This is a genomic window from Wolbachia endosymbiont (group B) of Dolichovespula media, assembly GCF_947179505.1.
Lineage (GTDB): Bacteria > Pseudomonadota > Alphaproteobacteria > Rickettsiales > Anaplasmataceae > Wolbachia.
In genome coordinates, this window is record NZ_CAMXBR010000003.1 from 794,053 (window position 1) to 814,626 (window position 20,574).

Consider the following 20,574-nt stretch of genomic DNA (forward strand, 5'->3'; position numbering starts at 1 on the left):
TCTTTCATCTTATAGATGATGTTGTTCCAGTGCTTGATACTGAAATCTAGTTCTTCCATAATCTCGTTGGAAACGTTTTCAGTATAGGGATAAATTTTATTAATCTACATAAAAGCCCTCACCCTTAGGGTAAAGAAGCTAGTTAAATTTGTCAAGCAATTTTTTCATGACCAGCTAGATAAATAGCTACTTCTTCAATTTGATTGAAGTAAAAAACTGGTTTCCATTGCGGTAAATAAGCAACATTACTGAATCTTTGCCGTCTTTCTTTACTGCTGAATCAATTTGTTTTTGAAAATCATTAGTATTTTCAATATCGATTCCATCTAGTTGAATAATTATATCACCTTTCTTAATAACACGTAGTGTAGAATTACTACTACTATCTACACTAGTAACTACTACACCCTTTGTGGGTGCATTGTTTTTTAGTTCTTTTGGCAAATTTGAAACGGTTAAACCACTTATATAACTAGATGTTGATTTATTTTCTTCTTGATTATTACCTGAATCATCGTTTGCAGATTCCTCGATTGCAACCTTGATATTGACTTCTTTACCTTTTCTAAGTAACTTAACCTGTACTTTCTTTCCGGGCTCAGTTCGTGAAACCATATGAGGTAATTGCGTCATTCTATCAATTTTTTTGCCGTCAAACTCTAATAGTATATCACCTACTTTGATTCCTCCTTTCTCTGCAGGACTGCCCTTTACTACGCTTGCAACTAATGCACCTTTGATATCTTTTAAACTCAAGGATTCAGCAAATTCTTTTGTTATAGGCTGAACTTGCACGCCAAGCCAACCATGTTTTATTTTTTTACCACTTTTTAATGTGTCAATAATTGAAATAGCTAGATTAGATGGTATAGCAAAGCCTATACCCACGTTACCGCCAGACTCAGATGGGGAATAAATAGCAGTATTAATACCTATAACTTTTCCATTTAGATGAAATAGTGGTCCCCCTGAGTTACCTCTATTAATTGCAGCATCAGTTTGAATAAATTCATTCATAGTACCAATACTAATGTCTCTAGATCTTGCAGACACAATCCCTGTACTTACAGAGCCACCCAAACCAAAAGGGTTGCCTATTGCAATAACTGTATCACCAACTCTTGCTTTGTCAGAATTACCAAATTCAACACAAGGAAGATCTTTATCAGAATTAATCTTAAGCACAGCAAGATCAGTTTTTGCATCATAGCCTAAAACTTCTGCTTTGAAATAAGTATTATCGTTCATAGTAACTGTAATATCTTGGGCATTTTTAATAACGTGATAGTTGGTTACTATGGTTCCACTTTTATCTATAATAAATCCAGACCCAAGTAACGTCACTTCTCTATTAATGCTAGGAGCTCTATCGAAAAATTGATCAAAATGCTCGAAAAATTCTCTAAAGTCATCAAAGAAATTATTTCTTGGCGTAAAGGGAATTTTAGTTCTACTGTTATTTTCTTGCTTAACTATTTGCTCACTTGAAATATTTACAACTGCGGGAATAAGTTCTTCCACTATATCAGCAAGCCCTTTATTACAACTACATACAGGATCTGCAACTGTTTTTGCAAACAGATTAGCATATGAAGAAAATGAAATTAAAAAATATGCAAATATAGATAAAATAAATGCTTTACTTTTCATAAACTATTTCCATCCCTTGTTCAAAATATCTAAGAAATTATTATTTGGTGAAAGCACAAATTTAGTATTACCCTCAGCAAATGATTTACTGTAAGCTTTCATAGAGCGATAAAAGTTAAAAAACTCTTCATCAACCTTGAATGCCTCATTATAGATTCTAGTTGCTTCAGCATAACCACGGCCTCTTATTTCATGTGATTCTTTTACTGCACTAGAGACAATTCCCCTTTTTAATTTATCAGCTTTTGATCTAATTTCTTGTCCAGCTTGTTCTCCTTCTGCTCTAATTTCTTTTGCTTCCTTTTCTCTTTCAGTTTGCATGCGGCGGAATATTGCAGAACTATTTTCTTCTGGTAGATCTGCTCTCTTAATTCTTACATCTATTATCTCTATGCCAAATTTTCCAGCTTCAGAATAAACTCCACGTTGAATTAATTGCATCACTTCTGATCTCTTTTCATTCAACAAACTAATTAATGAAAATCTTCCTATATTCTCCCTTATGTGAGCTTCTATGACAGGATATAATCTTCTAACTAGCCCTGATTCATTTTTCACAGTTTGATAAAAAGTAATAGGATCTATTATTTTATATTTTGCATAAGCATCTACTATAATACGCTTTTGATCTGCAGTTATCACTTCCCTTGGAGTTTTATCAGGACTTAAATCTAAAATTCTCTTATCAAGAAATTCTACGTTATTTATAAATGGCAATTTAAAATATAAACCACTGTCCCTAACATCTTTTACGACTTTACCGAGTTGTATAACTATTGCTTGTTTTGTTTCTTGAACAACGAAGATTGAATTAGATAATGCAATCAATAACACAACAAATACAAAAGCAAAAACAATTTTAATATTACTACTCATGACTATTTTCCTAGATTTGTAAGGGGTAAATAAGAGAACATACCTTTCAGATCGTCTGTTATAACAAACTTATCTACCTTGCTAAAAATATTTTCCATAGTTTCAAGATAGATACGGTTCTTAACAAGAGAAGGATTTTGTCTATATTCTTCATGAAGAGATAAAAAGCGATTTGCATTACCTTTTGCTTCATTTATTATTTCATTCTCGTATGCTTCTGCATCTAATTTTATCTTTATTGCTTCACCTTTTGCACGAGGTATAATATCATTACTGTAAGCGTATGCTTCGTTTATGGTACGCTCCTTATCTGCGCGAGCACTTTGTACATCCCTAAATGAGCTAATCACCTTTTCTGGTGGATCAATTTTTTTCATTTGAACGGATAAAATCTCTATACCCATTTGATATCCATCAAGAATCTGTTGCAATAAAATTCTAGTATCTCTGGAAATTTCAGCCCTGCCTTGACCTTCGAGTGCAAAAGAGATCGTATTCTTACCTATTATTTCTCTCATAGCACTTTCAGCAGCATTTTTAACGCTAAAACCAGGTTTATAATCCCGTACTTTGAATAAATAATCTTTAGCATCCCTGACTCTCCATTGGACCTCAAAGTTAACGTTGACTATGTTCTCATCTCCGGTAAGCATCACTCCTTCACCACGATCTGTATCTCGCCCATAAGAGCTGCTTATCCCAATTTCTTCACGATTTACTTCTTTAACGTTCACTTTAAAAACCTTGCCAATAGGGTAGGGGAAGTGATAACGCAAACCAGATGTTTCTGTATTGGAATATTTGCCAAAAGTAAGTTCTATACCTTCCTCACTCGGATGGACAATATAGAAACCAGTACAAAAATAAAACAACAAAACAATGAAAATGATGAAATAAAGTTTTTTCCCTCTATTTCTGGTTAAGCCATTAAAAAAGCATCTTATATCAGACACAGCTTTACTTAAAATATCTTCATTACCTGGACCTGACGGTTTCTTTCCAAGATTCCAAGGATTACGCTCATCCATAAAAATTATTAATTGTATAACTAATACGCTGATATTACTTAATCTTATCAAAAAATGCAAAACTATTTTGTTTACAAATTAATGATCAGATTGAAGGATGTGATCATACACTTCCTTTTTTTCTATATGTTATGGTCAATTCTACAGAATTTCTAGCTTTTTTTGAATTCTTTATTGTCGTTTTTGATAAGTATCGTTAGTTGTATATTAATTATTAACATAAAAGACAATGCCTGGGATTTAGGAAACTTAATTTTAATCAAGTAGCTGCATAATAAATCATTGTCAAGTGATGGAATGACATTATCTACTATGCAAATTACAATGTTCAAACAATTGTGTATCTGAGTTTTGAGATGACGAAACTAGAGTTGTATAATCTATACATATTTGTGATAACTTCTCACCTTCGCTCAAATAACTTTTCAATGTCGCTTAATTTCATTTCTATATAGGTTGGCCTTCCGTGATTACATTGTCCAGAATAAGGTGTCTTTTCCATTTGCCTCAATAATTCATTCATCTCCTCCAATTTCATCTTTCTGCCTGCTCTTATTGATCCATAACAAGCAATTGTGGCTAGTATTTTATTCACCTTATCCTCTATAGGTAATGTATCTTCTATTTCTGTTAGTCTATCCACTATATCAATGAGCATTCTCTTTGTGTCTACTGCTCCTAAGATTGCAGGAACTTCTTTTACTATGATCTTATTTTCTGATTTAATTTCAATCTCAAAACCCATCTCAAAAAGTTTATCTTTATAAGTTTTAATCATCTCCATTCCAGCTTGATTTTTGATTTCAACCATTTCAGGCAAAAGAAGTTTTTGTCTTTTTATACTTGATTTCTCCTTTAAGCACTCGTATACTAGTCTTTCATGGGCTGCATGCTGATCTACTATAATTAGTTTGTCTCTTACCTCAGCAATAATATAAGTATTGTAGATTTGACAGTGTGCAAACCCAAGTGGATAGTCCCTTATTAGATCGGTTTGTTTCCTTTCCAAAATTGTAGTTTCTGCTCGTGTAGGAGATTTTTGCATACCAGTATAATCAAACGATTTTGAATGTTCTGATAAGCTTTTTGTCTCTATATTTGGAGAAGTAAATTCTCTCATTAACTGGTTTTCAAAAGGATCCGACCTTCTTCCATAAAATTCATTTTTAAGACTAGACCTACTAAAAGGATCTGATGATAGATGATTCGTTGTTGTTCCAGTCTGGGCCAATACAGTTTCTACAAGATCTATTCTCTTTGATAGCACTTTTATTAGCCCCCTTTTCACTATTTCATATATTAGCCTCTTGTTCTGAAACCTTACCTCTGATTTATTTGGATGAACATTTACATCAACTTGATCATACGGTATCTCTAAGTGCAGCGCTGCAAAAGGATATCTATTGTTTGGAATAAGGTCGTGATACGCATAACGAATTGCACCAATAAGTAGATTATCTTTAATTGGTCTACCATTAACAAATGTATAGATCTGAGTTGAATTGCTACGATTGACAGTAGGTTTACAGATGTATCCTGTAAGCCTAATGCCATCTTCTTCTTCACTAATTTGCAAAGAGTTTTCATGAAATTCTTCTTCTACTTCGCATAGCCTGCTAAATAATGAGGTCTGCTTAGCATACTTAAGAAGCTTCTTATTATCGGAGATAAGAGTAAACTCAATTCCATAATTGATCATTGCTAAGTTGTTTACAATATCAACAATGTTTTGTGTTTCTGCCCTTTCGGTTTTGAGAAATTTTAGTCTATTTGGTGTGGCAAAAAATAAATCTCGTACTTCAATATATGTTCCTATCGATAAAGGATAAGGAACAAGCTCTCCTATTTTTTCTCCCCCCTCATACCTTATAGACCATGCTTGATCTGCTTTGCTTGCCTTAGATGATAATTTTATTCTGCTTACTGCTGCAATTGAAGGCAAAGCTTCTCCTCTAAAGCCAAGATGCTTGATCTCTATCAATTCACTGTCACTCAATTTTGAAGTAGCATGGCGCATAAACGCAAGTTCTAAATCATCCTTTTTTACTCCGCTACCATCATCGATTACAGTAATGAGGTTACGCCCACCACTTTCTATCTTAATTTCTATCTCTGAGCTTCTGGCATCTATTGCATTTTCCACTAATTCCTTTACCACACTTGCAGGCCTTTCTATTACTTCTCCTGCTGCTATACGATTTATGGTTTTTGTATCTAAAAGAACTATTGCCATTATAATGTTGGTTTTTCTTTTACTGCTTGAGTTTGCTCCTCTCTCCATTTTTTTAATCTATCTGCAATTTCACTATTAGAAATCGACAATATAGATGCAGCAGTAATAGCGGCATTGCATGCTCCACTCTCTCCTATAGACATTGTTGCAACTGGAACACCTTTTGGCATCTGCACTATAGATAATAGACTATCTAGCCCATTTAATTGTTTGCTATGCACAGGAATACCGATAACAGGTAAATAAGTAAGCGATGCAGTCATACCAGGTAAATGAGCCGCTCCTCCTGCACCAGCTATAATAACCTTAAAGCCTTTTTCTTGAGCAGACTTAGTAAAATTAAAGAGTCTCTCTGGTGTTCTGTGTGCGGATATTATAAATACATCATGTGAAATTTCCAATTCTTTTAATAGGTTAATAGCATGCACCATAGTGCCATAATCCGACTCGCTTCCCATAATTACAGCAACATCCTTTTTCATTTTTTCTGTATTAGACATGATTTTATTTACTAACCAAATAGTATTTCAGAAGCAACAGATATTTAAATTAAATTACGAATATGATATAGCATTCTCATTAAATAGAAACTTTAAAAATTGAAATGAATCCCTATATTAAAATATAGAGGTATAAATTTCGGATATTAAGGGTCTATTCATATCTATAAGAGTATTAGAGACTTACCTTTTGACAATAGGGCAAAGATCTCTACAGTTAAATCCTTTTATTTGTTTCTTTGCAACTACTTTTTTATATATGTTTCAAAACACTTTCTTTACTTCCGCTATGTTTTTTACTTCATTTATTAAAATAATCTTGCCATTTTGAAAACATTGTTGATTCACTGAAGCCACTTTTTAGGACCTGTAACACTATGTAAAATACATCCTAAATCAACTATGTTTTTTTTAATTTTTCATTTGTATAATTTTGCAACTTTACCCAACCATATAGATAATAAAAACCCGTTTGTCATAGAAACAGAATTCTATATCAAACAGCTACTGCAACAATTTCCATTTAATCTATGTGAACAAGCACTTTAAGTTTGTGTGGACGCACAATATTCATTTCAATTACTGCTATGTAAATTTTAAACATTCAAATTAATTGCCTCTTTAAGCCTTGCATTAGCAATTACTATAATTTTACGCATTAGAGCTGTTATAGCTACCATCTTCTTCTTACCACTTTCAACAAGCTTAGAATAAAAGGTGCCAAGTGCAGATTTGGACCTTGCAGCAGACATGGCAGATGTAAAGAGCTTTGAACGAACATTACTTCTACCTCCTATAATCCTTCGGTAACCAACAGTTTTACCACTTTCCCTAGGATGAGGTGCTACTCCGGCAAGACTTGCTACTTCTTTTCTACTTAAGTAGCCAAGCTCTGGCATTAAACACAAAAAATCTTGTGATAACTTTTTGCCTATTCCAGGAACTGTTTTAAGGATTTTTTGACGTTGTTGTAGCTCATGGCTTTCATCAATAATTTTTTGTATAGTGTCATTGAGTTCGTTTATTTGATTATTGAAAAATTCAATGGTCTTCTGGCAACTTTCCTTTATATGGTCATTTTCAGGAGCTTCCAGTCTACACTTTTCCTGAGCTCTCATTTGCGTAATGTCATCACGACGTTGACAAAGTGCAACCAGGGTTGATTGTTCTTTTGATTGTAGGTACAAATAGAGAGAGAGTTCTATGGCGTTCAAATCCATATTGAGCAAGAGCCCTCGCATCTGATTTATCAGACTTTGCTACAGTTCCGTGAGACAAGATAAAGCTTTTTACTTTACGAGTATTAGCTCGATGTACTGCAATATTCTTGTCAATAAGAAAATGTGACAAACCAAGCTCATATTTTCCTGTGTTTTCCAAAGTTACTAAAGAATTAGGTAGAATATCTGAAAACTTTTGAAATAATTGTTGCCAAACATCAGAATCATTGTCAAATTTGACAGCGTTCTTCTGTTTGTGAATTGCAACGACATTTTTAAATTTTCCGATATCAATGCCAATAAAATTTTGATAAGATGTAACCATAACAAACCTCGATAGTTTTAGTTAATTTAAGATTGTAAACGGGTGCATATATATGTTCCAAGCAACTATTCAAACGTATCGAGAGATGGGCTAGTGTACCTTGATTTAAACGGTTGTAGTACCAATATTCTTCCGGTCGCACACGCCCATGATAGTCCTATTCCTATAGTGAGTAGGGCTATCTTTCCCTCTTATCCTCTTTTATATCACATTTTCAACTTACAATATTCTTGATTTTGTTTCTTTCTACAGAACTCTACTCAGTTTTTCTCCTACTCATCTTGCTCTGTTTTCATAATTTACATACTCTATCTCCGGCTTTATTCCTTTCTTGAGATCATGTACAGTCTCTAAAACGAGTTTGTAAAATGATTATTTCTGTATTTTAAACTTTGCAATTTCAACTTATTCTCTTTAATAGTAAGTTTTTTACAAAATAATAGTTTGAAATTACTAGTATTTTGATAAAAATTATAGTCAATTTAAAACTTTGAGTATCAGATAATTATTGACAAGTTATATACTATTAATATATTGGTATATTAAATATTATGATATAATATTTAATAAAGCTAGTTGGTATGTGAGAGTAAAAATTATGGAAACAATATCATTAAACAATCTGGATAGTGAAGCAATAAAAAAAAAATTGCTTGGCATAATAAGTAAAATTATAGGAAAAAATACTTGGACTCAAGCTTGTGCGGCTGAGAAACTTGGTATTGATCAACCAAAGGTGTCACAAATTAAAAGTGGTAAGATAAGTGGTTTTTCTTTAGAGAGACTGTTAGGTTTTTTGAAAAAGCTTGATCATGAAATAACAATTACAATAACAGAAAATCAATCAGTAAAAGCTAAAGAAGAAAAAGTAGAATGTAGAATTGGATCTCAATAGATCTGAAGTTGACATCTTATTTTTTGTGATATAGTATAAAGCTTATCAAGGTAGTATTTTATGGTTGAGTCTATTGTAGAAAAGTGTGTAGAACAGGTACACAACCGTTTTAAATTGGTTCTGCTAGCAAGTCAAAGAACGCATGATTTGAGTACAGGGGCAAGCGATCCCGTTGAAATGGTTAAGTTTAAAGATCATAAGGATACGATAGTTTCTTTATATGAAATAGCGGAAAAGAAGGTGAATACTCATGAGTTGTTTAACCTTTTGGTCAAAAGGTGCAAGGAGCACATGAAAGGAAACACAGATAATACTTATATTAATAGTCCAAGTAAGCTAGCAAATTTGTTAAATTTTTCTGATCATCAACTTAACACAAGTCTGGATGTAAGTCAAGAAAGCCATGATGATGAAATAGATGATCAAGATAGTGGTGAAGAAGTACCGATTTAGAAATCTGCAGAGGTTATAATAGTTTATAAATGATTAGTATTGCTATCTATGTGCTTTTGTTCTGTATGAGTGTAATGTTATGTTGTATAGTATTTAGGTCAAGTGATGTTTACAATAAGATTTTAGCATTCAATAATTTATCAACACAATTAGTTTTACTCATAACAGCAATATCGATTGTTCTGAATGATTTTTTTTTAATTGATATAGCATTACTATATGCTAGCATTAGCTTTATATCAACTATAGCGCTAATGAGATTAATGTTGTTTTGATAATTTATGGTAGCATCCATTCTCATATTTTTAGGTGTTTGTTTAATAGTCATTTCAAGCGTAGGAGTAGTAGTATTTCCTGATTTCTATACTAGACTACATGCTGCAGGTATTGCAGATTCTAGTGGCGCAATGTTGTTGTTGATTGGTTTTGCTTGGCAAAATGAATTTTCAATCAATACTATTAAAGTTATATTATTAATTTTTATAATATGGATAGCCAATTCAACTAACAGTTATATTTTAGCGCGTACTTATTATAAAAGTAAAGACTATTAAAGAAGGTTAAGATGCTAGAAACACTGAATCTAATATTACTTTTGCTGTTACTCACGGTTACAGTTTTTATAGTTCTTTCGAAACATTTGGTTGTAAGTGCTGTTCTAATGTGTGTATTTAGTGCACTTATTGCACTTATGTACTTGATTATGAATGCGCCAGATGTTGCAATTACTGAAGCTTCTGTTGGTGCAGGATTGAGCACAGTCTTTACGTTTGCAGCACTCTCTTTGGTAAAGAATTACAAAGCAAATTTATCTCATAGCCCCACAACACTTTTTTTTATGTTATTTTTGACTGCATGTTTATCATACTTTATGATTCAATTACCAGATTTTGGCAGTCATAATGCTCCAGTTCACTTGCACGTTGCTCCTTATTATGTAGAAAGTACTGAAAAAGCTATTGGTATTCCTAATATAGTGACAGCTGTTTTAGCAAGCTTTCGTGGCTATGACACATTTGGAGAAACTATAGTAGTTTTTACTGCTGCACTTTGTATAATGTTAATATTAGAAGAGAAAGAAAGTGATTAAAGATCCGGTATTAAGTGCAGTAACATTTTTGATGATACCTTTTATCATTTTGTTTGGTTTATATATACAGTTTCATGGTGACTATACTCCAGGTGGAGGTTTTCAGGCGGGAATAATTATTGCTTCTGGGATAATATTATATTCTATGTTATTTGATATACCTACAACTTTAAAAGCAATACCTTACTCTATTATCAAATTTACTAACGTACTAGGTATTTTAACCTATGGAGGAGCTGGTATTATAACAGTTTTATTTGGCCAAAATTTTTTATCCTATAGTATATTGTCAGCTGATAGTAGAACAGGTCAAAAATTGGGTATTTTCTTAGTGGAGCTGGGTGTATTGCTTACCGTTTCTTCTTCCATGTTAATCATATATATAAATTTTGCTCGCAAGAAAAAACAATGACTCTATATAATTATGTAGGCATTACTATATTAATGGTGCTAGGTTTCTATATCATTGTAAATGATAAAAACTTAATCAAAAAAATGATGGGATTAAGTGTCTTACAAGCATCTGTTTTGTTGTTTTACATATCTTTAGGGTATGTAAAAAGTTCTTTACCTCCTATATTGACTTCAAATTTTCACTTATATACCAATCCTATACCTCACGTCTTAATGCTTACTGCTATAGTGGTTGGAATTGCAACATTTTCAGTTGGATTGTCCATAGTAGTAAGAATAGAGAGATTAGTTGATTAAAAAGAGTGTGAATAAATTGATAGTATCTTAAACTATATGAAGTAGCAAGTAACTATAAATTAAGAATAAAACTATAAGCTTGCTAATTGTAAGTTTATTTGATAAATAAGAAATAAAATTATAAACTGTAAAGGTAATGATGTCAACTATTAATGGTACGGAAGATAGGAAAAAGATCATCAAAGATCTTGTAACCAAAAGTATAAGAAAGGGCGGTTTTATCACTTTTGATGATATAAATGATAAGTTATCAGATGAAAATTTTTCAACTGATTTTATAGATGATACTATAGCTTTATTGCAAGACTCTGGAATTAACATACTCGAAAGTAGTGAAGATGAGGAAGAAGCTCCTTCTAATGATGATGGTAATAAGCTTGATGATGAGACATCGTTGAATACTACTACAACTTTAGTGCAAAATGATGATCCAGTAAGGATTTATTTACAGGATATGAGCTCTGTAAAGCTTTTGTCACGAGCAGATGAAATTAAGATAGCAAAAAAAATTGAATCTGAAAAGCATAACATGTTACGTGCAATAATTGAAACATCAGTGGCATTCAAAATAATCAAAACATGGCGTGATGATTTAAGTGGTGGAACTTTTTTACTGAGAGAAATTATAAATCTGGATGCAATTTATAACTCTGATTTTAATATGGTAGACAAAGAAGAAAGTGAAGTTGAAGATGTTAGAGATTGTGTTAATGATGAGGAAAAAGGTAATGATGAAAAGGGAAATGAGAGTGAAGACATAAGTTCAGCTAACTTAAATATTTCTGTTCTTGAAATGGAAAGTGATTTATTGCCAAAGGTTATCACGGCATTGGATGAGATCATTGCTTTAACAAATGAAGCATTGGTATTGAAAAAAAATTCTAAAGATTTCTCTAATGAGCTAGAAAATTTATATAATCAAATATGGTCTGTAGCATTACAAATTCAGTTTAGTGATGCTGCTATTACCAGAATTACACAAAAACTTTACGAAATAAGTAGACTAATCACGTTTGAAGAAGCTAATCTTATTACTGAAGCTAGAAAGTACGGTATTGATAGAGAAAGTTTGTATAATGTTTATGATGATGTGCTTTTAGAGCACGAGTTGAGTGAAATAAGTTTTCTCAAGATTAATGAAAATCAATCTCTTTTTACAGGTGAATTAAAAAATAAATTCTTAAGGTTTATAAACGATAGCTATGAGTATATAGCTAGTGCCTTAAGCAATATTAAGAGTTATGTACAAGGAGATAAAGTTCAGGAGTTTAAGAAGGTAATCAAGAGAATACAGAAACATGAACAAGAAGTCTCTCAAGCAAAGCAAGAAATGATTAAGGCTAATTTAAGGCTGGTGGTTTCGATTGCTAAAAAGTATTCAAAAAGAGGACTTGATCTGCTTGATTTGATACAAGAAGGTAATATTGGTCTTATGAAGGCTGTGGATAAGTTTGATTACAAACGTGGGTATAAATTTTCGACTTATGGTACTTGGTGGGTAAAGCAATCAATCACTAGGGCAATACCTGAACAGTCTAAAGTAGTTAGAATACCAGTACATATGGTGGAAATTATCAGTAAAATCAACAAAGCATTAAGAAAGATGACTCATGAAATGGGTAGAGAGCCTACATTAGAGGAATTGAGTATAGAATTGGCGATGCCGCTAGAAAGAATACGCAAAGTTATGAAGATAGCAAGAGATCCGGTAAGTCTTGAAGCTCCAACAGGAAAGGATGATAGTAGTACCTTCGGTGATTGTATAGAAGATAAGCGAGTTTCTAAACCAGAGGATGCTGCAATACTTGCCGACTTGCGTGGCATTACGACCAATGTTCTTGCAACTTTAACACCAAAAGAAGAAAGAATTTTAAGGATGCGCTTTGGCCTTGGTAAAGATGGAAAGGAGCATACCTTAGAAGAAGTAGGAAAAATTTTTAATGTTACACGTGAAAGAATTAGGCAAATAGAGGCAAAAGCACTACGTAAGTTGAAACATCCAAGCCGTGCTAAAAAACTTAGAGGTTTCTTTTAAGGCAGAAGGGCTGCTCAAAAAATAGGTAAAATTCAGCCAAAGTTCTATAATTTTACCCTATTTTTCTTTTTTTATAGGCTTTATAGAGCAGTATGATTAGATATTGAATGTTATGGCAAATAAAAATAATAACTCTAATTCAAAGTGTAAAAATTTTTGTGTTCTGGGTGATAGTTTATCTGATAATGGTGTAATTATTGAAATTTTAATAACTTATCCTTTGTAAGAAACGTGAAACTTAATGCCCCTTTTTATTAAGGAGGATTTTTAGCAATGGCCTTACTGTTGTTGAATATGTAGCAAAGTATTTAGGTTTAGAAGAATTTGAGTCATCATGGAGAGGCTCATTTTTTGATCGATACTATGAACAGCAAGATCATAACTATGCGATTTTATATGCAACAGCATCTGAAATTCTTAACCCTATTTTTTCTTATTTCCTCAATAAATTTCGTTTAGTTAATCAGCTAAACGCAGTAATTAAACATCATCCAGACGTAGGTAAAGGAGATTTTATTTTTCATTATAATCGAGGAAATAATATTATGGGTGCCACTGCTTATAACAATGTTAAAGCAGAAAAAGTATTGAAATAAAGCGGTTAGTGAAATATGTAATGCATTTGGTTCTAAATTAATATGGTGTAAAGCATGTGATTGTTGCAAATGTGACTGAGGTTGGTTTGATACTAGCTTTAATAAAGACGAAAAGCAAGAGAGCTGGCTGCAAAGCTTACACAGAGTTTCAATACAAAATTAGCTAATGATTTAGATTATATGAAGAAAGGTGCAGATCTTGAAATAAAAGCATTCGATCTTAACTCTAAAATGAAAAGTATGCTTGTTAAATATAAGAGCAAAGGGTTAAATGATCGAGATGCATACCTATCAAACATCGTAGACCAGTTTGGGGTAGGGTGATTTGGAAAAAGTATGAAGATACTCTTGTTGATATTTAAAGGAAGGCTTGATACTTACTATAATTCTGGATGCAGCACAGAAATACTAAAGGATTATTTCTTTTTTGATTATTTTTATCCAACTGCAGAACCTTATTGTGAAGTTGGTAATGAAATGTATGAGTTGATAAAAAATTAGATTTCTTTTAAACATCTTTACGGTTTGTAGTAACTATCTGCGTAGCTGAATGGTAAAGGGAGGGGGGTAAACAAAGTAATCTAAAATATAGAGAAAATACAACGGTGCTTGATACAATAGCTATTGCGATTTTATCCTCTTTTTGTCATTTTAGTGCTAGAATGACATTCTGCTAGTGAAGTTTATTCTTTGATATATTAACTATAAATATAGAGAAGTCTTACTAAATAAAAAGGTAAAAGGAACCTCTGAGTAGTGAAATTTTGACTCTATATTACTGTAAGTGGTGCTGTAATAATGTTCTAACAAGCGCGACTTGGCTGAGTATAGAAAAAATTTAAAAAACCGCTATAATTTTACGTAATTTACCAATAAACACCTAAGTTTTTACTGGATTTTGTGATTGATCCTACAGTCAAAAACAAATTTTGAGTCATAAATACTTTTAGTGCCATAATAAAATAGGTAGGTTTGTCAAGTAAAGTTCTTTATTTCATCAGATGCGCTGCCAAATTGTTATGCAAGCAAGTTTTTTAGTTTTCGTATATCCGAAGTAATTCTTGTGCATTGGCCTTGATTAGAGTCGGACATTCTCTATCATTTAATAATGAATGCAATATTTCAATTGCACCTTTAATGTCGTTACTGTGTATCTTTACTATAGCGATAGCTTCTTGGCTTGAATAAGGGTACACTGCATTTGATTCTAAATTACTAATTTTATCTCTATTTGTTTTTTCATCGCTGGAGTGAAGTAAGCTCATTACTTCTAAGTATTGTGCTAACTCACGCAAAACATCAGGAGCATCTTTATCGTCTGCCAAATCATTATAAATAATAGATGCCGTGTCTGTTGGCATTGAATCTGAGATATGATTGAATGCGCGTTCAAAATTTGCTAAATATTCCCAATTTGAATCTATTTCTTCTAGCAGTGACTTATTATCTTTTTTTAAGAATAATACTTCGTAAAACTTGTCACCTGCAGTTATAGATTGTTTTGTGTTATCAATGTTACGCAATAAGTATAATGTGATGCCAACTAACATTGGCGCGAGTGCAAGCAGAAAGATGTATTTTTTCATGGTAATATTCCAAATAGTTATATATTTATACATTAATGCTTTTGATTTGCAAAAACATATTGACATAGTGATTATATCACATAATAATATTCTTAGAGTTGTTTGAATAGTTGGAGATTAAAATATTTCTAAAGTAGAAATAAAGATAGCAGTATTAAGCTAAATTATTTTTTGTCGGATTTATCCGATGTACCCTCAACCTTTTATAGGTTGAAGTCTAAATTTGAGAGTTTGATCCTGGCTCAGAATGAACGCTGGCGGCAGGCCTAACACATGCAAGTCGAACGGAGTTATATTGTAGCTTGCTATGGTATAACTTAGTGGCAGACGGGTGAGTAATGTATAGGAATCTACCTAGTAGTACGGAATAATTGTTGGAAACGGCAACTAATACCGTATACGCCCTACGGGGGAAAAATTTATTGCTATTAGATGAGCCTATATTAGATTAGCTAGTTGGTGGAGTAATAGCCTACCAAGGCAATGATCTATAGCTGATCTGAGAGGATGATCAGCCACACTGGAACTGAGATACGGTCCAGACTCCTACGGGAGGCAGCAGTGGGGAATATTGGACAATGGGCGAAAGCCTGATCCAGCCATGCCGCATGAGTGAAGAAGGCCTTTGGGTTGTAAAGCTCTTTTAGTGAGGAAGATAATGACGGTACTCACAGAAGAAGTCCTGGCTAACTCCGTGCCAGCAGCCGCGGTAATACGGAGAGGGCTAGCGTTATTCGGAATTATTGGGCGTAAAGGGCGCGTAGGCTGGTTAATAAGTTAAAAGTGAAATCCCGAGGCTTAACCTTGGAATTGCTTTTAAAACTATTAACCTAGAGATTGAAAGAGGATAGAGGAATTCCTGATGTAGAGGTAAAATTCGTAAATATTAGGAGGAACACCAGTGGCGAAGGCGTCTATCTGGTTCAAATCTGACGCTGAAGCGCGAAGGCGTGGGGAGCAAACAGGATTAGATACCCTGGTAGTCCACGCTGTAAACGATGAATGTTAAATATGGGAAGTTTACTTTCTGTATTACAGCTAACGCGTTAAACATTCCGCCTGGGGACTACGGTCGCAAGATTAAAACTCAAAGGAATTGACGGGGACCCGCACAAGCGGTGGAGCATGTGGTTTAATTCGATGCAACGCGAAAAACCTTACCACTTCTTGACATGGAAATCATACCTATTCGAAGGGATAGGGTCGGTTCGGCCGGATTTTACACAAGTGTTGCATGGCTGTCGTCAGCTCGTGTCGTGAGATGTTGGGTTAAGTCCCGCAACGAGCGCAACCCTCATCCTTAGTTGCCATCAGGTAATGCTGAGTACTTTAAGGAAACTGCCAGTGATAAGCTGGAGGAAGGTGGGGATGATGTCAAGTCATCATGGCCTTTATGGAGTGGGCTACACACGTGCTACAATGGTGTCTACAATGGGTTGCAAGGTGCGCAAGCCTAAGCTAATCCCTAAAAGACATCTCAGTTCGGATTGTACTCTGCAACTCGAGTACATGAAGTTGGAATCGCTAGTAATCGTGGATCAGCATGCCACGGTGAATACGTTCTCGGGTCTTGTACACACTGCCCGTCACGCCATGGGAATTGGTTTCACTCGAAGCTAATGGCCTAACCGCAAGGAAGGAGTTATTTAAAGTGGGATCAGTGACTGGGGTGAAGTCGTAACAAGGTAGCAGTAGGGGAATCTGCAGCTGGATTACCTCCTTAGGCTTTGTACGTAATTCACCATTTCAAATAATAGTGTCATTATGTACTATACTGCTGTCTTTACTTCTACTTTATTTTTTAATTTCTCGATAACGAAATTTTATGAGTAATAGGCCTCTTTCCCCACATTTACAAATATATAAAGTACAAGTTACTAGTTTTTTTTCTATTATGCATAGATTGACTGGTATCTTGCTATTTCTTTTATTAATCATACTTTCTTGGTATTTTATATTATATGTTTACTCCCCTAAGTTAATTATAGTAAGGTGCTTAAATGCATTATTGTTCACTCCTGTTGCTAAATTAGCTTATATCTTGTGCTTTGTAAGCTTTATGTATCATTTTCTTAATGGTATTCGTCATTTATTGTGGGATGCTGGGCTTAATTTAGAAATTGCTAGTGTTTTAAAAAGTGCTATGTTACTAACAATAATGCTATTTCTTTCTACTATGGCTTTTTTATTTATATTTATATGAGTCAATCTGTAAATTCAGTACATCATTGGTGGATCCAGCGTGTTTCTGCGGTGATTTTGTTATTTTTATTTCCTTGGTTTATTTACTCATTTTCTTGCACATTTTATGTTGATGGCCCTTTATCTTTTAATGAAAAATTATTTCAGGCTATTAATCATCCACTAGAGCTTTTGTTTTTTGTTATACTGGTGTTTTGCATTTTTTGGCATGCAGTTCTTGGAATGCAGGTAGTGTGTGAAGATTATATAGACAGCGTACCTCTAAGGATTTTTACAATTACATGCATAAAATACTTATCAAGCATTACTTATATAGTCCTTGCTTTTACGACTTTTTTCTTTTATAGGCATATTTTCTTGTAAAATTGTTAGTTTTGTGTTAATATATTATTAGTTTACTAATTTTATTATTGAACTATAGCGATTTTGGTTTGACAACATGTTCGGAGTGTTAAAAAAAGCAGTAACAGATTTTACACTTAAAGCAAAAGGTTTATTTGCTTCATCTGAATCTCAAGTTTATGTCAAGGATCTTAGAAAGGTAATGACCTATACAGATGGAAGAAAATGCAAATATCCAAAGAATTACGATCAGATTGTAGAATCTGGGAAAGTTATAGAAAGTAAGAATAGTGATGGTGAGACTATATATAAACTTTCATATGGCGAGAGAGATCGAAAGCGGTCAAGTTTTGAATTAACTTTTGTCAAGGAAACGGACGATAGGTCTTATTTTACTATTGACTTTTTAGTTAATCGGGAAAAAAACAAGGATGTTAAGCATTATGATGGCTACTATAAACCATTTGAGTTTTCAAAAATCGATCTTGAAAAACATATTCCAATTTTTGAAGCTAAAAAAACTAATGATCCTAAATATCCGTTTAAATTAACTCACTCTTCTGTGCTAATGAAAAAGGTAAAAAATGGAGAGGGTAAAGTTCAGGGATTTGTTGATGAAAAGGGAAGAAATGGAGAATTACTATACACTAGTAATTATAAAAAATTAAGCACTAATTTTTCAGAAATTAGAGATCAAAATGGTAGTCTAGAGCTAGATAAAAGTCTGATATCTGTTCCTATTGTTTTTGTTGCGGGTTTAGCTAAGATTTGTGCTAGAATGCTGACTTTTATTCCTATGAAATTAGGAGAGAATTTGATAGCTAGAAAAAATCGAGTTGCAAAATCTTTTGGTTATCTTTTTTTCACTCCTGCAGTGGTAGTAAAAAATTTAGTAAATATGGGAGCTACAATACTTAAGGTTCCAATTTTATTATTTGTAGAAAATGAGAAAAAGTATGGTGATGCTTATCTTACTATGTTGAAACACCAATTGAAAGAATGTTGGAAAGAGGCAAAAAGTGACTTTAATATTATTAAAGGTGAAGAAGGGCTAAAGCCGGAGCAGAAGGATCATAAGCCACTCAGTATAGTGGGTACATGGGATGAGCTTGATGCTAGAAGTCCAGGTATTGAAAGAGACTTGGAAAAGGCGCTGAATAAAAGTAGTGAAAGTATAGATAAATCCAGAGAACCAGGTGTTGGAGAAAGCTTAAAGGAGAAGCCGCAAAACAAAACTGATAAAAAAATAGCTGCAGCCGTTAATCAAAAAAGCAGCATTCCTCATATTGATAGAGAGATAGAAAGAAGACAAGACTCATCACGAAATGTAGGGATTCCATAATGCTCGTAGTCAACCATCACTTTAAATTACTTTTTACTTTAATCATCTCACAATAAAAACTTGCATGCATTTTGCCGTTAGTATAAGATATTAATCAAATAATTAATATCTTAATTAAATGCGCCCTGTAATACTGTGTGGTGGTAGTGGCAGCAGACTTTGGCTTCTATCTAAGCCAAAGCAATTTCAGAAAATATTTAGTCAGAATACTATGTTTCACAACACTTTGTTGAGGCTAAAAAGCGATTATATGCCACCCATCATTACCACAAATATACAATATGAGTCATTATTGATGCAGGAATTACATGCATTACAGGAATGTAAAGTAGTTTTTGAACCAGTTAAAATTGGGACAGCGGCAGCAATACTAATTGCTGTGCTTCTCTGCGATAGGAACGAGACAATCTTAGTTCTTCCTTCAGACCATTTTATAGGTGATTTGAATAGTTTTTATGTTTCTATTGAGAAAGCGTCTAAGCTAGCCTCTGAAACTGACTCTATAGTCACTTTTGGGGTAAAGCCTCATGAATTCAATTCTGAATACGGCTATATAAATGCAGTATATGGTCAGAAAGAAAAATGTCATATAGTAAAAGATTTTACAGAAAAACCCGAGCGTAAGGTAAGTAACGATCATTATTGGAACTCTGGAATATTTGTGTTTAGAGCAAAACGCTATATATGAGATAAAAAAAATTGCTCCGACTCTCTATAATTTATGTTGTAAAAGTATGAAGCATTTTGTACCACGAGAGAGATTTCTGTATTTAGAACAGCAAAATTGTGCAGGAATGGGTGATACATCTATTGATCACCTAGTGATAGAAAAAGCAGAAAATATTGTAATGATAGAAGCCAATTTCGATTGGATGGATGTTGGCACTTGGGGTTCAGTTTTAGAGTTAAGTAAGAGATTTAATAAGAATTTTGAGTCGTTTCAAGCTGTAACCAACGGAAGAGAGCCAGTTTTGATGACAGAAAATGATGCAAAAAATTTACTAGGTAGAGTTTATAAACAGCCAAGTAAGAGCCTAATGTTGTTCATTAATAAAGTTAAGGAAGTAAAGCCAATAAGGAAAGAGATTAAGCCATGGGGATTTTATAGTGTAGTTTTAATGGGCAAGGATTTTCTTATAAAATATCTTTTTATAAATCCACTAAGCTGCACTTCTAAGCAATTTCACCACTATAGAGATGAGTACCATATAATACTATCAGGAGTTGGATATGTTAGTTTAGATGACAAAACATATGCTATAACGAAAAATCATGTAATAGAGATTCCAAGGAAGGTGTTTCATAAAATTGAGAATAAAAGTACAAGATTTCCTCTTGAGATAGTTGAGTTTCAGGTAGGAAAGTTTTTATCTGATAATGATATAGTAAGATTGGACGATATATATGGAAGGTCTTAATATAGAATATTGAATATATTCTATAAGCTTGCTAAATTTAGACAACCTAATTTGAGGTAAAGGAAAAATTAC

At 33.2% G+C, this 20,574-nt stretch carries 19 protein-coding genes, 1 rRNA gene and 2 pseudogenes; 15 read left to right on the forward strand and 7 right to left on the reverse strand.

From position 1 onward, the window contains the following. Positions 1–186: 186 nt before the first annotated feature. From OM967_RS06440 to OM967_RS06465, 6 genes and pseudogenes are all read right to left on the reverse strand, one after another. Positions 187–1,650: a DegQ family serine endoprotease gene (locus OM967_RS06440; protein WP_211907721.1), complete on the reverse strand. Its 1,464-nt coding sequence runs from the start codon at positions 1,648–1,650 to the stop codon at positions 187–189. Positions 1,651–1,653: 3 nt separating this feature from the next. After that, positions 1,654–2,526: a protease modulator HflC gene (gene hflC / locus OM967_RS06445; protein WP_211907722.1), complete on the reverse strand. Its 873-nt coding sequence runs from the start codon at positions 2,524–2,526 to the stop codon at positions 1,654–1,656. 2 nt (positions 2,527–2,528) lie between these two features. Beyond that, a complete protein-coding gene (hflK, locus tag OM967_RS06450; protein WP_211907723.1) occupies positions 2,529–3,554 on the reverse strand; it encodes an FtsH protease activity modulator HflK in 1,026 nt (341 codons plus the stop codon). Positions 3,555–3,957: 403 nt separating this feature from the next. After that, entirely contained in the window at positions 3,958–5,835 is a 1,878-nt protein-coding gene (mutL, locus tag OM967_RS06455) for a DNA mismatch repair endonuclease MutL (RefSeq protein WP_405197074.1), read from the reverse strand. Then, positions 5,787–6,287 carry a 5-(carboxyamino)imidazole ribonucleotide mutase gene (gene purE, locus OM967_RS06460; protein ID WP_214249852.1) on the reverse strand — a complete coding sequence of 167 codons (501 nt, stop codon included), beginning with the start codon at positions 6,285–6,287 and terminating at the stop codon, positions 5,787–5,789. The genes mutL and purE overlap by 49 nt, the downstream gene beginning before the upstream one ends. Positions 6,288–6,883: 596 nt before the next feature. Next, positions 6,884–7,832: pseudogene (locus OM967_RS06465) on the reverse strand (IS110 family RNA-guided transposase). A 598-nt stretch (positions 7,833–8,430) separates the two neighbouring features. Between OM967_RS06465 and OM967_RS06470 the strand changes: the two are divergent. The 10 genes from OM967_RS06470 to OM967_RS06515 all read left to right on the forward strand — a co-directional run bounded on the left by OM967_RS06470 (position 8,431) and on the right by OM967_RS06515 (position 14,113). After that, positions 8,431–8,727, forward strand: a complete 297-nt coding sequence (locus OM967_RS06470) for a helix-turn-helix domain-containing protein (RefSeq protein WP_211907726.1) — start codon at positions 8,431–8,433, stop codon at positions 8,725–8,727. 60 nt (positions 8,728–8,787) lie between these two features. Further along, positions 8,788–9,180, forward strand: a complete 393-nt coding sequence (rpoZ, locus tag OM967_RS06475; RefSeq protein WP_007302435.1) for a DNA-directed RNA polymerase subunit omega — start codon at positions 8,788–8,790, stop codon at positions 9,178–9,180. A 29-nt stretch (positions 9,181–9,209) separates the two neighbouring features. Then, complete coding sequence (locus OM967_RS06480) at positions 9,210–9,455, forward strand: monovalent cation/H+ antiporter complex subunit F (RefSeq protein WP_012481980.1); 246 nt, start codon at positions 9,210–9,212, stop codon at positions 9,453–9,455. 6 nt (positions 9,456–9,461) lie between these two features. Next, a complete protein-coding gene (gene mnhG / locus OM967_RS06485) occupies positions 9,462–9,734 on the forward strand; it encodes a monovalent cation/H(+) antiporter subunit G (protein ID WP_012481981.1) in 273 nt (90 codons plus the stop codon). A gap of 11 nt (positions 9,735–9,745) precedes the next feature. Next, positions 9,746–10,270 carry a DUF4040 domain-containing protein gene (locus OM967_RS06490; RefSeq protein WP_211907727.1) on the forward strand — a complete coding sequence of 175 codons (525 nt, stop codon included), beginning with the start codon at positions 9,746–9,748 and terminating at the stop codon, positions 10,268–10,270. Beyond that, positions 10,263–10,682, forward strand: coding sequence for a Na(+)/H(+) antiporter subunit B (locus tag OM967_RS06495; protein WP_010404274.1), 420 nt, complete (start codon positions 10,263–10,265; stop codon positions 10,680–10,682). Before OM967_RS06490 ends, OM967_RS06495 begins: the two co-directional genes overlap by 8 nt. Beyond that, complete coding sequence (locus tag OM967_RS06500) at positions 10,679–10,981, forward strand: cation:proton antiporter subunit C (RefSeq protein ID WP_211907728.1); 303 nt, start codon at positions 10,679–10,681, stop codon at positions 10,979–10,981. Before OM967_RS06495 ends, OM967_RS06500 begins: the two co-directional genes overlap by 4 nt. A gap of 139 nt (positions 10,982–11,120) precedes the next feature. Beyond that, on the forward strand, positions 11,121–13,016 hold the full coding sequence (gene rpoD / locus OM967_RS06505; protein ID WP_211908756.1) for an RNA polymerase sigma factor RpoD: 1,896 nt from the start codon (positions 11,121–11,123) through the stop codon (positions 13,014–13,016). Positions 13,017–13,792: 776 nt separating this feature from the next. Beyond that, the gene (locus OM967_RS06510; protein ID WP_068651816.1) at positions 13,793–13,936 is read left to right on the forward strand and encodes a GDSL family lipase; all 144 of its coding nucleotides are present in this window, start codon (positions 13,793–13,795) and stop codon (positions 13,934–13,936) included. Between the two features lie 12 nt (positions 13,937–13,948). Then, on the forward strand, positions 13,949–14,113 hold the full coding sequence (locus tag OM967_RS06515) for a GDSL family lipase (protein WP_246433122.1): 165 nt from the start codon (positions 13,949–13,951) through the stop codon (positions 14,111–14,113). A gap of 533 nt (positions 14,114–14,646) precedes the next feature. Here the strand turns inward: OM967_RS06515 and OM967_RS06520 are convergent. After that, positions 14,647–15,264: a hypothetical protein gene (locus OM967_RS06520; protein WP_211907729.1), complete on the reverse strand. Its 618-nt coding sequence runs from the start codon at positions 15,262–15,264 to the stop codon at positions 14,647–14,649. A 153-nt stretch (positions 15,265–15,417) separates the two neighbouring features. On the opposite strand from OM967_RS06520, the gene OM967_RS06525 reads away from it, so the two are divergent. The 5 genes and pseudogenes from OM967_RS06525 to OM967_RS08265 all read left to right on the forward strand — a co-directional run bounded on the left by OM967_RS06525 (position 15,418) and on the right by OM967_RS08265 (position 20,502). Beyond that, positions 15,418–16,921: ribosomal RNA gene (locus OM967_RS06525) — 16S ribosomal RNA — on the forward strand. A gap of 102 nt (positions 16,922–17,023) precedes the next feature. Next, positions 17,024–17,401: a succinate dehydrogenase, cytochrome b556 subunit gene (gene sdhC / locus OM967_RS06530; protein WP_211907730.1), complete on the forward strand. Its 378-nt coding sequence runs from the start codon at positions 17,024–17,026 to the stop codon at positions 17,399–17,401. Continuing rightward, the gene (sdhD, locus tag OM967_RS06535) at positions 17,398–17,763 is read left to right on the forward strand and encodes a succinate dehydrogenase, hydrophobic membrane anchor protein (RefSeq protein WP_211907731.1); all 366 of its coding nucleotides are present in this window, start codon (positions 17,398–17,400) and stop codon (positions 17,761–17,763) included. The genes sdhC and sdhD overlap by 4 nt, the downstream gene beginning before the upstream one ends. A 76-nt stretch (positions 17,764–17,839) precedes the next feature. Continuing rightward, positions 17,840–19,084 carry a hypothetical protein gene (locus OM967_RS06540; RefSeq protein WP_211907732.1) on the forward strand — a complete coding sequence of 415 codons (1,245 nt, stop codon included), beginning with the start codon at positions 17,840–17,842 and terminating at the stop codon, positions 19,082–19,084. Between the two features lie 118 nt (positions 19,085–19,202). Then, a pseudogene (locus OM967_RS08265) lies at positions 19,203–20,502 on the forward strand (sugar phosphate nucleotidyltransferase). The last annotated feature ends 72 nt before the right edge of the window (positions 20,503–20,574 follow it).

What these genes read in the sequence shown, in the direction of transcription:
- OM967_RS06440 (WP_211907721.1), bottom strand. Translation starts at nt 1,650, where the DNA reads ATGAAAAGTAAAGCATTTATTTTATCTATATTTGCATATTTTTTAATT.
- hflC (WP_211907722.1), bottom strand. Translation starts at nt 2,526, where the DNA reads ATGAGTAGTAATATTAAAATTGTTTTTGCTTTTGTATTTGTTGTGTTA.
- hflK (WP_211907723.1), bottom strand. Translation starts at nt 3,554, where the DNA reads ATGGATGAGCGTAATCCTTGGAATCTTGGAAAGAAACCGTCAGGTCCA.
- mutL (WP_405197074.1), bottom strand. Translation starts at nt 5,835, where the DNA reads ATGGAGAGAGGAGCAAACTCAAGCAGTAAAAGAAAAACCAACATTATA.
- purE (WP_214249852.1), bottom strand. Translation starts at nt 6,287, where the DNA reads ATGTCTAATACAGAAAAAATGAAAAAGGATGTTGCTGTAATTATGGGA.
- OM967_RS06470 (WP_211907726.1), top strand. Translation starts at nt 8,431, where the DNA reads ATGGAAACAATATCATTAAACAATCTGGATAGTGAAGCAATAAAAAAA.
- rpoZ (WP_007302435.1), top strand. Translation starts at nt 8,788, where the DNA reads ATGGTTGAGTCTATTGTAGAAAAGTGTGTAGAACAGGTACACAACCGT.
- OM967_RS06480 (WP_012481980.1), top strand. Translation starts at nt 9,210, where the DNA reads ATGATTAGTATTGCTATCTATGTGCTTTTGTTCTGTATGAGTGTAATG.
- mnhG (WP_012481981.1), top strand. Translation starts at nt 9,462, where the DNA reads ATGGTAGCATCCATTCTCATATTTTTAGGTGTTTGTTTAATAGTCATT.
- OM967_RS06490 (WP_211907727.1), top strand. Translation starts at nt 9,746, where the DNA reads ATGCTAGAAACACTGAATCTAATATTACTTTTGCTGTTACTCACGGTT.
- OM967_RS06500 (WP_211907728.1), top strand. Translation starts at nt 10,679, where the DNA reads ATGACTCTATATAATTATGTAGGCATTACTATATTAATGGTGCTAGGT.
- rpoD (WP_211908756.1), top strand. Translation starts at nt 11,121, where the DNA reads ATGTCAACTATTAATGGTACGGAAGATAGGAAAAAGATCATCAAAGAT.
- OM967_RS06510 (WP_068651816.1), top strand. Translation starts at nt 13,793, where the DNA reads ATGAAGAAAGGTGCAGATCTTGAAATAAAAGCATTCGATCTTAACTCT.
- OM967_RS06515 (WP_246433122.1), top strand. Translation starts at nt 13,949, where the DNA reads ATGAAGATACTCTTGTTGATATTTAAAGGAAGGCTTGATACTTACTAT.
- OM967_RS06520 (WP_211907729.1), bottom strand. Translation starts at nt 15,264, where the DNA reads ATGTCAATATGTTTTTGCAAATCAAAAGCATTAATGTATAAATATATA.
- sdhC (WP_211907730.1), top strand. Translation starts at nt 17,024, where the DNA reads ATGAGTAATAGGCCTCTTTCCCCACATTTACAAATATATAAAGTACAA.
- sdhD (WP_211907731.1), top strand. Translation starts at nt 17,398, where the DNA reads ATGAGTCAATCTGTAAATTCAGTACATCATTGGTGGATCCAGCGTGTT.
- OM967_RS06540 (WP_211907732.1), top strand. Translation starts at nt 17,840, where the DNA reads ATGTTCGGAGTGTTAAAAAAAGCAGTAACAGATTTTACACTTAAAGCA.